14 protein-coding genes are annotated in these 14,541 nt (G+C 34.7%); 10 read left to right on the plus strand and 4 right to left on the minus strand.

The genetic code is table 11. The annotated features are described in order from the left end of the window. Positions 1–212 precede the first annotated feature (212 nt). From putA to KO509_RS09825, 6 genes are all read left to right on the plus strand, one after another. Complete coding sequence (gene putA / locus KO509_RS09800; protein WP_215973104.1) at positions 213–4,079, plus strand: bifunctional proline dehydrogenase/L-glutamate gamma-semialdehyde dehydrogenase PutA; 3,867 nt, start codon at positions 213–215, stop codon at positions 4,077–4,079. A 122-nt stretch (positions 4,080–4,201) separates the two neighbouring features. Beyond that, positions 4,202–4,672 (plus strand): winged helix-turn-helix transcriptional regulator, encoded by a 471-nt coding sequence (locus KO509_RS09805; protein ID WP_215973105.1) that lies wholly within the window; start codon positions 4,202–4,204, stop codon positions 4,670–4,672. Positions 4,673–4,706: 34 nt separating this feature from the next. Beyond that, positions 4,707–5,549, plus strand: coding sequence for an HDOD domain-containing protein (locus KO509_RS09810; RefSeq protein WP_215973106.1), 843 nt, complete (start codon positions 4,707–4,709; stop codon positions 5,547–5,549). Positions 5,550–5,714: 165 nt separating this feature from the next. After that, entirely contained in the window at positions 5,715–7,139 is a 1,425-nt protein-coding gene (locus KO509_RS09815) for a sodium-dependent transporter (protein WP_215973107.1), read from the plus strand. Positions 7,140–7,260: 121 nt separating this feature from the next. Continuing rightward, positions 7,261–8,157: a class I SAM-dependent methyltransferase gene (locus KO509_RS09820; protein ID WP_215973108.1), complete on the plus strand. Its 897-nt coding sequence runs from the start codon at positions 7,261–7,263 to the stop codon at positions 8,155–8,157. 170 nt (positions 8,158–8,327) lie between these two features. Next, the gene (locus KO509_RS09825; RefSeq protein WP_159817613.1) at positions 8,328–8,486 is read left to right on the plus strand and encodes a DUF3012 domain-containing protein; all 159 of its coding nucleotides are present in this window, start codon (positions 8,328–8,330) and stop codon (positions 8,484–8,486) included. 49 nt (positions 8,487–8,535) lie between these two features. Here KO509_RS09825 and KO509_RS09830 read toward each other — a convergent pair whose 3' ends face one another. Beyond that, positions 8,536–9,426 carry a DNA ligase gene (locus KO509_RS09830; RefSeq protein ID WP_215973109.1) on the minus strand — a complete coding sequence of 297 codons (891 nt, stop codon included), beginning with the start codon at positions 9,424–9,426 and terminating at the stop codon, positions 8,536–8,538. A 108-nt stretch (positions 9,427–9,534) separates the two neighbouring features. Between KO509_RS09830 and KO509_RS09835 the strand changes: the two genes are divergently transcribed. Further along, positions 9,535–10,047, plus strand: coding sequence for a hypothetical protein (locus tag KO509_RS09835; protein WP_252727482.1), 513 nt, complete (start codon positions 9,535–9,537; stop codon positions 10,045–10,047). Between the two features lie 194 nt (positions 10,048–10,241). Here the strand turns inward: KO509_RS09835 and KO509_RS09840 are convergent, their stop codons facing one another. Further along, the gene (locus tag KO509_RS09840) at positions 10,242–10,985 is read right to left on the minus strand and encodes a DUF3581 family protein (RefSeq protein WP_252727484.1); all 744 of its coding nucleotides are present in this window, start codon (positions 10,983–10,985) and stop codon (positions 10,242–10,244) included. A 99-nt stretch (positions 10,986–11,084) separates the two neighbouring features. Further along, positions 11,085–11,360 (minus strand): GIY-YIG nuclease family protein, encoded by a 276-nt coding sequence (locus tag KO509_RS09845; RefSeq protein WP_215973111.1) that lies wholly within the window; start codon positions 11,358–11,360, stop codon positions 11,085–11,087. Between the two features lie 43 nt (positions 11,361–11,403). Between KO509_RS09845 and arfB the strand changes: the two genes are divergently transcribed. From arfB to KO509_RS09860, 3 genes are all read left to right on the plus strand, one after another. After that, positions 11,404–11,817 (plus strand): alternative ribosome rescue aminoacyl-tRNA hydrolase ArfB, encoded by a 414-nt coding sequence (arfB, locus tag KO509_RS09850; RefSeq protein WP_215973112.1) that lies wholly within the window; start codon positions 11,404–11,406, stop codon positions 11,815–11,817. Between the two features lie 64 nt (positions 11,818–11,881). After that, positions 11,882–12,733: a DUF2797 domain-containing protein gene (locus KO509_RS09855; RefSeq protein ID WP_215973113.1), complete on the plus strand. Its 852-nt coding sequence runs from the start codon at positions 11,882–11,884 to the stop codon at positions 12,731–12,733. A 101-nt stretch (positions 12,734–12,834) separates the two neighbouring features. Next, on the plus strand, positions 12,835–13,680 hold the full coding sequence (locus tag KO509_RS09860) for an HDOD domain-containing protein (RefSeq protein WP_215973114.1): 846 nt from the start codon (positions 12,835–12,837) through the stop codon (positions 13,678–13,680). Positions 13,681–13,856: 176 nt separating this feature from the next. Here the strand turns inward: KO509_RS09860 and KO509_RS09865 are convergent, their stop codons facing one another. Next, positions 13,857–14,063, minus strand: coding sequence for a cold-shock protein (locus KO509_RS09865; protein WP_033092258.1), 207 nt, complete (start codon positions 14,061–14,063; stop codon positions 13,857–13,859). Positions 14,064–14,541 lie beyond the last annotated feature (478 nt).

Below are 14,541 nucleotides of genomic sequence, written 5' to 3' on the forward strand. Positions count from 1 at the left end.
TATTGATTTTATTGTAATAAAGCTGAATAACATACAAAAGCCAGAATTTACGTGGAATATTCTACTGTAAATTCTGGCTTTTTCAGTATTATAAATGGCGTAATTTCGAAAATAACCAACACCTTCTGTTGTTTTACCATTAGAATGCGCCTCGAAATTTGTTTACTATAATCAAGACAGAAATATTCTGTTTGCTTTGTTGAGGTTCGCCAATGCTATTTACTGGTTCATTTAATACGGATTGTCCAATTCGTCAGAAAATTCGTGAGTTTTACCGCATAGATGAAAATGCTGCTGTTGACCATATTTTACCATTTGCAGAAGTAAATGTGAGTGCACGAAGCCGTGCTTGGGAACGTGCCCGTAAAATGGTGTTGCAGATTCGTCGAGACCAAGAAGGTAATGGTGCCATTGATGCACTATTAAATGAATACTCATTGTCTTCGGATGAAGGTGTTGTACTGATGTGTTTGGCAGAAGCGCTTTTACGTGTGCCTGATAAGCATACTCAAGACGCTTTGATACGTGATAAAATATCACAAGGTCAATGGAGTACCCATTTAGGTACAAGTGACTCTATTTTTGTTAATGCCTCTTCTTGGGGGTTATTAATCACTGGCTCTATGGTTGATTACGCAGATAAACGTAAACAAGATAAATTTGGTTTATTGAAAAAAACTATTGGCCGTTTAGGCGAGCCTGTAATTCGTAAATCAATGAATTATGCTATGAAAATTATGGGTAAGCAGTTCGTAATGGGAGAAACCATTAAAGAAGCGACTGTACGTGCTGCTACTAAAGAGCAGCAAGGTTATGTTTACTCTTATGACATGTTAGGCGAAGGTGCTCGTTCAATGGCTGATGCTGAGCGATATTTGAAGTCATATCAAGATGCTATTGAAGAAATTGGCAAAGTTGCACTTGCTTCAGGTAAAAATGATCCGCGCCGTGTTCCTGGTATTTCAGTAAAATTATCTGCTATTCACCCTCGTTATGAGTTTACTCATCAAGCGCGAGTAATGGATGAAATTGTACCTAAATTAAAGGCCTTATGCTTACAAGCGAAACACTATAATATTGGCTTAACTGTTGATGCCGAAGAGTCTGAGCGTTTAGATATATCACTTGATATTATCGAAGCGGTTTTTACAGATACAGATCTTGGTGATTGGCAAGGATTTGGTATTGCATTACAAGCTTATCAAAAACGTGCAATGTTTGTTGTTGATTGGTTAAGAGATCTTACACTTAAAACCAATCGTCGTATGATGGTTCGTTTAGTTAAAGGTGCTTATTGGGATACCGAGATTAAAAACGCTCAAAAAGATGGTATGGTTGATTTTCCTGTATTTACGCGTAAGTCTTCAACTGATGTTTCTTATCATGCTTGTGCGAATAAATTACTTGATTACCGCGATAGTATTTACCCGCAATTTGCCACACATAATGCTTACACAGCGGCAACTATTGTCGAGCTTGCTGGTGAAGATAAAAATGGTTTTGAATTCCAATGTTTACATGGCATGGGGGATTCTTTATATGATCAAATAGTATCTCAAGAAAGCATTCAATGCCGGATTTATGCACCTGTAGGGCATCATGAAGACTTATTGGCTTATTTAGTACGCCGTTTATTAGAAAATGGTGCTAACTCTTCTTTTGTGAATGCAATTGTTGATGAATCACAACCGGTAGAGTCTTTACTTGAAGATCCAGTTGAAAAAACACAACGCTTAAAAGATAGATACAACGGGCAAATCATGATGCCTATTGACCTTTATCGTAATGAAAATAAGAAAAAATTAAGCATTACAATTGACAGTCGCGATAATTCAAAAGGTCTTGATTTAACTGATATCCCGACTATTACTGATTTGAAATCAGCATTAGATAATTGGCTGGTTGATAATCTATTAAATAAGAATGATGTACCTGAAGGCGCCGAACCTGTTAGAAATCCAGCTAATCATAGTGAAATAATTGGCTTTCATTATCTTCATACCAAAGATGATATGTTAGCAATGATAGACCAGGCTGATCGTGCTTTTGTTACTTGGTCGAAAACACCGGTCAAAGAACGTGCCGACTTATTATGTCGTATCGCTGATATTTTAGAGCGACATATGGACGAATTGATTGCCTTATGTATCAAAGAAGCAGGTAAAGTTACACAAGATGGTATTGATGAAGTGCGTGAAGCCGTTGATTTTTGTCGATACTATGCTGCCCGTGCAATAGAACAAAGTGTTGATGAAAGGCTTGAACCTCGTGGTGTTGTATTATGTATTAGTCCTTGGAACTTTCCTCTCGCAATATTTTTAGGACAAGTTGCTGCAGCAATAGTGACGGGTAACACTGTATTGGCGAAGTCTGCAGAACAAACAAGTCTTATTGCTTTACGAACTATTGAATTAATGCAATCAGTGGGATTACCTCAAGATGTTGTACAGGTTGTTTTAGCTCGAGGTAGTGATGTAGGCAGTATAATCGTGCCTGATGAAAGAGTTGCTGCCATTATGTTTACAGGCTCGACTGAAACAGGAACGCGAATTTCTCAAACATTAGCAGAACGAGGAGGCGACCAAGTTCCATTGATTGCTGAAACAGGTGGACAAAATTGCATGATAGTTGATTCTACTGCTTTACCAGAGCAAGTAGTTGATGACGTCATTTCATCTGGTTTTCAATCAGCAGGTCAACGTTGTTCAGCTTTAAGAGTACTATTTCTACAAGAAGATATTGCGGATGGTGTTATTACCATGCTTAAAGGTGCTCTAGCTGAACTGCATATTGGTAATCCAGCAAGGTTAAGCACGGATGTAGGCCCAGTTATTGATCAAAAAGCACTTGATGCACTTAATGCTCATAGTGATTACATGGAAAGTAATGGTACGCTTTTATATCAGTGTGAACTATTTGGTGGCGAGAACGGGCAAGATACTCAGCCTGAAGATGGTCATTTTTTCTTTGCTCCACGTTTGTATGAAATTAATGACATTAATGTTTTAACCAAAGAAGTTTTTGGTCCTTGTGTTCATATTATTCGCTTTAAAGGCGAAGAAATAGAAGACGTTATTGAAAAAATCAATAGTACAGGCTTTGGTTTAACTATGGGAATTCATACGCGTATAGAGCATAGAGCGATTGAGTTAGCCAAATTATCACGAGCAGGTAATGTTTATATTAACCGTAATATCATTGGTGCGATTGTAGGCGTACAACCTTTTGGTGGACGAGGTCTGTCAGGCACAGGTCCTAAAGCAGGTGGGCCTAATTACCTTTCGCGTTTAGTAGTTGAAAAAGCAACACCAGATGAAGAGAAAGTTCATTTATTACCTGCACAAGCACTGGCTTTAACTGGTGATAAAAAAGAGCAAAGCCAAGCTGATGATTATATGGGTATAGCTGATGATGCACAAAAGAAATGGCGCTTAACAGATTTAAATACACGTATTTCGCATGTTAGACAATTACTGGCAAAAATTGCCCATGTTGAAATTGTGGATGACTTAGCTGAGAACTTAAATCGCACCTTAGCAGCAGCGCGTGATCAGTTAATCAATATTGAAAAACGTATGAAAAAACCCCAAGAGTTACCAGGGCCTACAGGTGAATCTAATATCATTTACTTAGAAAACCGTGGAAATCTTATTTGTTTTGCAGACGATAATGTAAGTTTTCATTTTTGGGTTATGTCTGTTGTAACAGCATTAGCAACCGGTAATACGGTAATATCAGTGGTGTCTGATTTGTATTATGAAGAAGCATTAGCTTTTAGAGATAAATTTATTTCTACTGGGGCAGATGTTGGTATTTTACAAGTTGCCAAATTGCATCATCTAGAAGCTATGCTAGCTCATGATGCGCTTGCTGGTGTTGTAGTCGACAGTAGTTGTGACTTAAAACATTACATGAGTGAAAAGCTTTCTCAACGCAAAGGAGCAATTTTACCTGTGATTACTTCAGAGTATTTTGATAACTTAATTCAACGTTTATTAACTGAAAAAACCATTAGTATAGATACTACCGCGTCAGGGGGTAATACATCATTAATGACTTTAGTTGAAGAAGATGACTAACAACAGCTAAAATATTGATATTTTAAGAGGCGAAACTCAATGGTTTCGCCTTTTTTATTTCTTATCCATTGAATATATGGCATTATTTATTTTACTCACTAGAAATTGTGGTACTTTGGATAATGACCAAAATAAAGCCCCTAGATCGTGTCGATATAGCAATCCTAAAAACACTTCAGATAGATGGTCGAATTACTAATGTTGAGTTAGCTAAAAAAGTTAATTTAAGTGCTAGTCCGTGTTTAGATCGTGTTAAACGCCTAGAAGACGGTGGCTATATAAAACGTTATGGCGCATTTCTAAGTGCTCAAAAACTTGGTTATGGTATGACAGCTTTTATACAAGTGACCTTAGATAGAACAACTGCAGATGTTTTTAAGCTGTTCAAAAAAGAAGTGGTCAAAATTGAAGAAATTGTTGAATGTCATTTAGTTGCGGGTGGCTATGATTACTTATTGAAGACACGATTTTCTGACATGGAAAGTTATCGTTTGATTTTAGAAAAAGTTGCGGGTTTACCGTCAATATCACAAACGCATACCTATATGGTTACAGAACATATTAAAGAGGATAGTGGTGTACCATTTAAGTAACTCACTATCAAGATTGATTTAAAAAAGGGTTACTATGAACGCATATGAATATGCACTTCAAGCAAATGGTTCTTTTGCTTTGCCTGATGCCTGTTTTAAAGTAAAAGCATTGATGGAAGATGAAAATTCAGTTATCACTGATTTTGCAGATATTATCAGTATTGATCCATCGATGACCTCTAGATTATTACAATTAGCTAATAGTGCTATTTATAATTTTCCTGGAGAAATCAGTACAATTTCACGGGCGATTACGATTATTGGTACACAAGCCGTATATAATATGATGTTGGTAGACTTAGCCGGCTCTGCTTTTAAACATTTCGAAAACCAAGCCATTAATTTAAAACGGTTTTGGCGTATGAGTATTTATTGTGGTTTGGTTACCAGAGGCTTAGCAATTAAGGCTGGTGTAAAAGATATTGAGCGTTTATTTGTTGCTGGCCTTTTACAGAATTTTGGTGAATTATTAGTTGCTAAAATTACCCCTGAAGTCGCACAAGACTGTGAGCAATATAATCGTGACAATTTACCTTGGGTATTACAAGAAGAAGCACTTGGTTATACTTATACTGATATTTCAGCTGTATTACTTAAAATTTGGCAGTTACCAGAAAAAATTATTATTCCCATTCGTCACTTTCATCAAGCACAAAGTAATCAAATTAATAATGATGTTAAAATTTTAAATTTGGCATCAAGACTCGCTTTATTTGATAGTCATAGTGATCTATTTGAAATTGATGAATTGATCGATCAGTCTTTATGTGAAAGCTTAAAACTCACTAGAGCTGATATTGAACAAGTGGTTGAAATAGCGTCAAAAGATGCGGAGAGTATTTTAATAGTAATGAACCCTAAGCTGTTTTCTAGGTAAGGTGACAAAGGTTGTTTGCATAGAATAGTGGATAAATTACTATACACTTATTGATATTGTATGCTGAGCTTAAAAGAGACAAAGGCAAGAAAGCTTGCTAGCATCGAATGGTTTTAAAAATTAAAATAAGAATATAAAAAGTATAAAAATAAGTGAAGGACGTTTATGAGTACATCTAGAGAACATTTTAGTTCCCGTATTGGCTTTATTCTTGCTGCGGCAGGTTCTGCTGTAGGTATTGGGAATTTAGTTGGCTTTCCTGTGAATGCAGCTAAAAATGGCGGAGGAGCATTTTTAATTTTGTATGCGCTATTCGTTTTTTTAATTTGTTTGCCTGTCATGATTGCCGAAATGGCTGTCGGTAGAAAAACAGCAAAAGAGCCTGTAGGTGCATATAAGTCTTTAAGTAATAATAGTAGTCTTTGGGGAGCTGCAGGCTTTCTAGGTGTTCTAACACCTTTTATGATTGCCGTATTTTATATGGTGATTACAGTATGGATATTTGGCTATATTGTGATGACAATATCAGGTAATTTAGATTACTTAGCAAGTGGTAATGGGTTTGGTGAGTTTATTAATAGCCCATACTTATTTGCTGCTATGGCTGCAGTGGTGGCTATTGTAAACTTTATTTTGGTAGCAGGTGTTAAGGATGGTATTGAAAGAGCGGCTAAAATATTAATGCCTACCTTGTTCTTTATGCTCATCATGATGGTTATTTTTGTCTTAACATTAGATAATGCAATAGCTGGTATCAAATTCTTCTTGATTCCTGATATTAGTAAAATTACTCCTAGTGTTGTGAATGGTGCCTTATCACAAGCATTTTTTTCGCTATCATTAGGCATGGGTATTTTAATTACTTATGGTTCGTATATTGATAATAAAACCAACATTCCTAACTCAGCAAAGTTAGTGGCAATTACTGACACTGGGGTAGCCTTCGTCGCTGGCTTAATGATTTTACCAGCAGTTTTTTCGTTTAATCCTAATGTAAACCCTAGCGAACTAAGTGACAGTTCTGTTTCTTTAATATTTACCTTCTTACCTAAAATATTTTTAGCATTACAAACCTCAATTGGTTATGTTGGGGCAAGCTCTGTTGCGGCATTCTTTTTTCTATTAGTTTTCTTTGCCGCCATTACTTCATTAGTGTCTATTATCGAAGTTCCGGTTTCTTATTTAGTGACAGAAAAAAACAATAGTCGTAAAAAAGCCTTGTCTATTTTATTAATGACAGCAGGAGTATTAACTGTTTTTGCTACGGTATCATTTGGTATGGTTACTTTCTTTACCGAATTTACTTCTTATGCAGGGGGCACTAAGTCATTCTTTGATATTGTGTATGATGTTTTTTATGACACAATATTACCGCTTAATGGCTTCTTACTGTGTGTATTTGTTAGCTACCGCTGGAAGGCAAAGAATTTATCTGAGCATTTAAGTATTGGTAACGATACATATATTGGTTCTTGGGTGGAAAAATATATCAACTTTTCATTAGGAACCTTTATCCCTGCTATTGTCTTGATTATATTTATTAACACCGTAGCACAGAAGTTTTTTAGTGTAAGCCTATTTGGTTTTTAACTTAACGCTTCTACTTAAAATCTTTACAAAGTAACACATCATTAATCTTTGAGCCGAGCAGTGGCATTATTGCTCGGCTTTATTCTTTAAAAAACACTCTAAATTTATTAAGCTATTTCATATGATTGAACACATAAATCCAATTGACTTTACTGATTGTCAGCGCCTTTTTCATGGTCGTGGGCATGCTTACGAAAACTTGTCGCATGTAAATGTTGATTGGTTATCTCCTGTTATGCTGATAACACTATATGAGCCTGTTGATGAGTTGTGGCTACTAACACAAGCCAAAGCATTACAAGCATTAACGGATAAGTGTCGAAGTGTGCAAGTACAGCGTCGATATGAAAAATTTGCGCCAACACAGCTCTTATTAGGTGAAACGGTTGATAGGACTATTGTTACTGAAAATGGTCTTTCTTATCACATTGAACTTGGCAAAGCACAAAATAGTGGTTTGTTTTTAGATATGGCTAATGGTCGTTCTTGGGTTTACCAACAAGCTGCAGGTAAAAATGTGCTCAACTTATTTGCATATACTTGTGCTTTTTCTGTAGCAGCAACCGCAGGTGGTGCAAGTAAAGTTGTCAATATTGATTTAAGTAAGTCGTCATTAAGTAAGGGACGAGAAAATCATCAACTAAATAAGCTGGCAAAAAAAGAGGGTAAACAAGTTGTTTTTGAAGGTGTTGATATTTTTAAATCAAATAGTCGCATCAAAAAGTATGGAAAATATGACCTATTAATTTGTGATCCACCATCATTTCAAAAAGGTAGTGTTAATATTGAGCGTGATTATGCAAAGATTATTCGTAGAATTCCACAATGGATGAATGAAGGTGCTCAGTTATTATTATGTTTAAATTCTCCCAATCTGGATGAAGACTTTTTAAAAAAAGAGGTGGCAGAGGCATGTCCTGAATGTATCTTCGAACAGCGTATAATGAATCCTACTGTTTTTAAAGAAGCTCATGCAGGTAAAGGGCTCAAGGTACTATTATTTTCATATCAGCCATAAGCGGTCGATAAATAATATCGGTATGAAGTGCTGATTTAATTTGTTGATTATTTCTACACAGAGAATTATTTGACAGGTTTAATGTTAATTTGTTGTAAACAAGTGTTGCAAGATATTTCGAATGACGTTATGTTTACTTCTTTATATATAAATTAAATGTGGATATTCAAATGAAAAAAGTTATCGGTTTATTATCAGTTGTTTTCTTACTTAGTGCTTGTTCTCCTAAAGTAGGAAGTGAAGATTGGTGTGCAGACATGAAAGAAAAAGATAAAGGCAGCTGGACAGCAACAGAAACTAAAGATTTTGCAAAACACTGTATCTTTTAAAGTCATTCAGTATATTATTGAAAATAATTAGCTGCAATTTAGCAGCTAATTATTTTTTCTCCATTAATTCCTCTTCTACTTCTGTATTTCTTATACGAAAATATCTCGCAAATCTTGGTATTCCTGCTTGAGTTTTACCATTATATTTATAGGTGATTGTACTGCCTATTTCAGGCGGATTAGCCCGCTCATCATCGCTAAATCCAGAGCCAATATTAAATGTTATACCCGTCGTTGTTTGTACTGTTATGGCACCTAACATTCCTTGATATTTACCTTTACCACCAATATAAGCTATAACTCTTGCTTCAGCATGCTGATCTTTTTTAAGTTTCATTATGTTATTTGTTCTACCAACATGATAATAAGCATTGTCCTTATGCAACATCAAGCCTTCTCCTTGGTTAGATATAATATTATTGAGGGTCTTATCAAGTTGCTGATTACTAGATAGTTTGAATTGTTTAATCATCTCTAAGTGTGCTGATGATGTCGTATTTGTTATGGTTTTCATCGCTTTTATACGTTCAGTAAATGTACCTGTATGTTTTGGAAGATCAAAAATCATAAAACGCACATTATGCCAACAAGCTTCATCAATCTTAATCTTTCTCACACAGGATACAGTTGTTTGAAATTTATCTCTACCCAACCATAACTCACCATCCATAGGTGTTATGGGCCAGTTTTTAGTAAACCATGTTGGGCTATGTATAATATTACCTTGGCGTGTGAGTAACTGTTGTCCATCCCAGTAACCTCGCATACCATCTAATTTTTCAGAAACCCAATATTGGTTGATATCTTCTACTACTTTGTAGCGGGTTGCATGTTGAATTTCAGGCTTGAAATGTTTGGATTGGTAAGCATAAGCAGGGATAAATAATAGTAAATTGAAAAATAAGTATATTAAAAATTTTGTGATTGTCAGCTGTAGCATTGTGAACGTCCATGTTTTCTTATTTATGTTATTTATTTAATCATAGTCTAAAATATAGACTATGATTAAATAAATAACTACTCGACAATATTCAAGGAATGAATGTTTATGTGTCAATTTAAGTTTGTATTAATAGTTAGTCTTATTTGGAGTTTTTCACCTAATTTATTAGCAAAAAAGCATTGTGCTCCCTTATTAGAAAAGCTTCATCATGTGCAATCGTTACAACGTAATGGCTATTCAGTTCAAGAAGGAATAAGGTTACGAAAGCGTGAAGATGCAGCTAGAGAGCGTTGGTGGCAATGTGAAAAAGGTAGTCGTAAGAAAAAAACTAAGAAAATAAAGAAACCAACGAAGCACAAAAATAGTAATTTGAGTAAGGCGTTAAATAATGTCAATGGAGTGAAAAATAAAGACGTTAACGTAGTAACACCTTTTCAAAGTAGCGGGGCAATAGTGATAAAATCAAAATATCAAGGAGATAAACAGCAAGCATGGCTTAAATACTACCAGCAGCCAGAAGGCTGTATAAAGCCTACAAATTTATCTGTTTTTGCGGCCTGTATTGAAGATAAACAAGCGCAACGGGGGAATTTTGAGCAGCACTATAAAACTCAATAACTTGATAAAAATATAATTACCACTCATCGGGAAGCTTGTTATTGTCGTCCGAATTTAATTTCGTGGTATATTCGGGGATAGAGTAAGCGAAAAAAAACCAAGTAAGCAGAACAAAGCCAAACGAGTTCAGAGCATTATAAACAAAATGATTACAGTCGTATCGGCTTTGGATTGTTGGTAACTAATCGTGACTATTAACTTTTATAGCAGTAGCTTTTTTTATTCTCGGTGTATTGAGCAACCATTTCATCAATACTTGTTTGACAATATTCACGTAAGCCACTTAGTAACATATGTTTTTTACCATGACCAACTACTTCACCTTCGCTGATCAAATCAAACTCTAACCAAGCATCGCCACGTTTTGCTTCAATAGTTAAACTGGTTTGAGCAAGCTGTAACGAAAGGCTAGTAATATCGAGTCGGTTCAGGCTTATTTTCATGCATTGATACATAACCATTGGACGAGCGGGGTTAATCATGACATTTTTTTCTGCCATTAATTTTACTAAAATATCAGGAAAAGTATCACCGGAAAAATCAACATAGGCTTTTGTTAATGCATTAATAAGTGATGGACAGTGAGTTACCTCGCCACTAGCCTCAACCGTTAAATAGGTTTTACCTTGGTTATCAACGACATCAAAAAAATTATTTATTTCGTTAGGGAAAGTTAGTGCAATATTGTCATTTACCATTCCTGAAAAATTAAAGCTCATTTCTTTATGTAACCCTGCTTTCGCAATGATCACTGAAAATAATAAATCACCAGGAACGCAAAAACGTTTCGCATCAATATTATGCAGCGGATTAAAATCATCAGCTACTTGCTTAGCAAAGTCACTCGCTTGTTGGCGAGTAAAACTAATAATTTCATTATCAATAGGACAGTATTCTTCAATAAACATAGCTTTTTTCGGTAGTTCTTTTTTAGACATGGTAATCACTTGATTTACAAAAAACGAGGCATTCTAACAGTAATTAATAAGTTTTATCGAAAAAAAAGAAGGAATAATAACTAAGCAGACCTCTGTGATTCATTTGATTGTATCAAGGTAAGTGCTAACTAATCGTTCCTTTTGGTCCTTGGTTAGCTTTTTAAGTTGATATTCTCGCTTACTTGCCGAGCTTTTATTTTCCGATTTTTCAATAAATACAAGTGTTACAGGACGTTTTGCCCTAGTATATTTAGCACCAAGCTTGGTATAATTATGTTCATGCAGACGACGCTCTATATCAGTCGTGATACCTGCATATAAGCTATTATCATTACAACGCAAGAAATATACAAACCAAGTTTGTGCTGTGCTCATGAAAATTAATTATAAAATTGATATAAACCTATGGTAAATAAAAGTGTTAGAGATATCAAATAATGTAAGTTTAGCCGATTGGGAAATAGAATTAAGTGCTATTCGTTCAATGGGCAATGGTGGGCAACGAGTAAATAAAGTTGCTACTGCTATTCACTTACGTTTTGATATTAATAGGTCATCATTACCTGCTGTTTATAAAGAACGGTTATTAGCGAGTAAAGATAGTCGTATTTCTAAAGATGGCGTGATTATTATTAAAGCTCAATCTTTCCGCACACAAGAAATGAATAAAGAAGATGCGTTTAAGCGTTTAAAGGAATTAGTTACTGGTGCGATGATAGTACAAAAAAAACGACGCCCAACTAAACCCACAAAAGGCTCTGTTCAACGAAGGTTGACGACTAAAGCCAATAAAAAAACAGTTAAACAGACACGTCAAAAAGTTAAATTTTGAAGTCTCTTACTATAAGAGCACTTTGATAAAAGTCCTGTATAAAAAATAATATAAGAGAGTAAAAATGCCCATTTCAGCAATAGGTGCAGTGGAAAAGATGACTGCAAAACTTGATAGTAATAATATTGTTCAATATAAGCTTCCTTTGGCAGCTATCGATGAGAATGGAGAGCAACAAAGTATTGCCTTGAATCCGCTTATTGGCAGAAAATTAACGTTAGTTTTTCATAGTACAATAGCTTGTAAAAATTGTGGTACAACAACTAAAAAAAGTTACTCACAAGGTTTTTGTTATCCTTGTATGACCAAGCTTGCTCAATGTGATATGTGTATTATGAAACCTGAAACTTGTCATTACCATTTAGGGACTTGTCGAGAGCCAGAGTGGGCAGAGCAGCATTGTATGGTCGATCATTATGTTTATTTATCAAATACCTCAGGTTTAAAAGTAGGTATTACACGTCATACACAAATACCAACGCGGTGGATTGATCAGGGGGCAACACAAGCATTACCTCTGTTTAAAGTGAGAACACGTTTACAGTCAGGGCTTATTGAAACGGCATTATCTGAATTAGTCAGTGATAAAACTAATTGGCGTGCTATGCTCAAAGGTAGTAATGAACCGATTGACTTGAAAGCTCAGGCTAAAGTGTTAATACCACAGATAGCTGATCGCTTGTCTGAAATCAAACTTAAATATGGTGAAGATGCTGTACAGTTATTAAATGAAGAGGTGGTAGATATTGTGTTCCCTGTTAGCCAGTACTTAACGAAAATTAGTTCTTTTAATTTTGACAAAACCTCAACGGTATCAGGGATATTATTAGGTATTAAAGGGCAGTATCTAATCTTTGAAGAAGGCGTGATCAATATGCGTAAGTTTTCATCGTATCAAATAAGTGCTGAATATTGATTTATTACTGATTTTTTGCAATATGTGTTAAATTCTAACTTAGACTTTATTTATAAAAAATAAATAAAACCATACAAATAAATTTGACTGGAAAAGCTTTTATGACAGTTACTGAATATGTTAATCAAATGGATAAAATTTTTGTTTTGTCTGATTCATTTATTCGTATCAAAGAGTTAATTGATGATGAGTCTTCAACTATAGATGATATCAGTGATGTGATTATTATTGATCCTGCATTAACAGGAACAATTTTAAAACTTGCTAACAGTGCACTTTTTAATTATCCAGGAAAAATAGATACTATATCTAAAGCGGTGTTAGTTTTAGGGATAACTGAAGTTTATAATCTCGTGATAACACATTTTACAACAAAAGCATGTCAGTCTATGAGTAACGATGCCGCTTATTTAGATAACTTTTGGGAAGAAAGTATTGATTGTGCTTTACTCATTAAATTTCTAGGATGTAGTTTAAATATTCCTAATGGCGAACGATTATTTATATTAGGTATGTTACATAATTTGGGAGAGTTGATTGTTAAGCGAATTTCCCCTGATAAAGTGCTGCAGTGCGAAAGTATTGATAGTGGTAAGTTACCATGGGATAACCAACGTGACATTTTAGGCTTTACTTATGGAGAGTGCGGGGCCGAACTGTTAAAACAGTGGCAGCTACCTTATAATATTGTTTCGCCTATTCGTAATCAAGACCAGGCAGACTTTAATCTGATTAATACTGAGACCCAATTACTTTATATTTCGAAACGAATTATGGTTCATCAAAAGTTATTGAAATTACATAACCAAAATGAAATTGTTAATGAATTAGACTTACCATCATTTGGTATCGATGATGATATGCTATGTATGGCACTTGGTTATTGTGATTTAGAACGTTTGAGTATTTTATCGGTGTTAAGCCCATCTTCAGTGACTATTTATTAAAGGTAGTTGATAGGTTATATTACCCCGACGAAGTGCATGAACTTGTTGTATGTAGGAAAATAAATCAGAGTAAAGCTAATCTTTGCCATTAAAATATAGTTTATACAAACTTTAGGCATAAAAAAAGCGAGTTATCTTTGAGATACTCGCTTTTTTTGTGACTTTAATTTAAAAAATTAAAGTGCAACAATGTTCTCAGCTTGAGGGCCTTTTTGACCATCAGTAACTGTGAATTCAACTTTTTGACCTTCAGCTAAAGTTTTGAAACCTTCGCCAACGATTGCGTTGAAGTGAGCGAAAACGTCAGGACCATTTTCTTGCTCGATGAAACCGAAACCTTTAGCTTCGTTAAACCATTTTACTGTACCAGTAGTTGTAGACATAAGGATATCCTATTTGTTTATTTATGAGTAATTGAGCCTAATCAGCATGTATTATACAAAACTGAAAAAGCGGGTTTGCTAAAAAGTGTTGCTATTACTTATAAAACAGGACGAGAAATATCTATCAAGCAGAAATTTACAGCGAAATGGTGTACAAAAATATAAAACTAACTTCAAGCGACCTTAATTATAAAGCCGTAGCGATTCTTGTCAATACTTATGTTGCAATACAGGGATAAGTATTGATCATTAATTGCCTGTTTAATGATGATTTAATGTATACAGTGTAACAAAAGTGTTAATTTTCTGTGTTTTTATATATCATTTTTGTATATGTATGGTGACTTTTATTGCTTTTTAGTTTTAAAAAAATAACAATAATCAATTAGTGTACTTTGCTCTTTTATTTGTAATGTATTGTTTTTTATATTCATTGTTGCTCTATTAACGTGCGTTGTTTTACTAGGGATAGAGAAGG

The organism is Colwellia sp. C2M11 (assembly GCF_018860915.1).
GTDB lineage: Bacteria > Pseudomonadota > Gammaproteobacteria > Enterobacterales > Alteromonadaceae > Colwellia.

What these genes read in the sequence shown, in the direction of transcription:
- putA (WP_215973104.1), top strand. Translation starts at nt 213, where the DNA reads ATGCTATTTACTGGTTCATTTAATACGGATTGTCCAATTCGTCAGAAA.
- KO509_RS09805 (WP_215973105.1), top strand. Translation starts at nt 4,202, where the DNA reads ATGACCAAAATAAAGCCCCTAGATCGTGTCGATATAGCAATCCTAAAA.
- KO509_RS09810 (WP_215973106.1), top strand. Translation starts at nt 4,707, where the DNA reads ATGAACGCATATGAATATGCACTTCAAGCAAATGGTTCTTTTGCTTTG.
- KO509_RS09815 (WP_215973107.1), top strand. Translation starts at nt 5,715, where the DNA reads ATGAGTACATCTAGAGAACATTTTAGTTCCCGTATTGGCTTTATTCTT.
- KO509_RS09820 (WP_215973108.1), top strand. Translation starts at nt 7,261, where the DNA reads ATGATTGAACACATAAATCCAATTGACTTTACTGATTGTCAGCGCCTT.
- KO509_RS09825 (WP_159817613.1), top strand. Translation starts at nt 8,328, where the DNA reads ATGAAAAAAGTTATCGGTTTATTATCAGTTGTTTTCTTACTTAGTGCT.
- KO509_RS09830 (WP_215973109.1), bottom strand. Translation starts at nt 9,426, where the DNA reads ATGCTACAGCTGACAATCACAAAATTTTTAATATACTTATTTTTCAAT.
- KO509_RS09835 (WP_252727482.1), top strand. Translation starts at nt 9,535, where the DNA reads ATGTGTCAATTTAAGTTTGTATTAATAGTTAGTCTTATTTGGAGTTTT.
- KO509_RS09840 (WP_252727484.1), bottom strand. Translation starts at nt 10,985, where the DNA reads ATGTCTAAAAAAGAACTACCGAAAAAAGCTATGTTTATTGAAGAATAC.
- KO509_RS09845 (WP_215973111.1), bottom strand. Translation starts at nt 11,360, where the DNA reads ATGAGCACAGCACAAACTTGGTTTGTATATTTCTTGCGTTGTAATGAT.
- KO509_RS09855 (WP_215973113.1), top strand. Translation starts at nt 11,882, where the DNA reads ATGCCCATTTCAGCAATAGGTGCAGTGGAAAAGATGACTGCAAAACTT.
- KO509_RS09860 (WP_215973114.1), top strand. Translation starts at nt 12,835, where the DNA reads ATGACAGTTACTGAATATGTTAATCAAATGGATAAAATTTTTGTTTTG.
- KO509_RS09865 (WP_033092258.1), bottom strand. Translation starts at nt 14,063, where the DNA reads ATGTCTACAACTACTGGTACAGTAAAATGGTTTAACGAAGCTAAAGGT.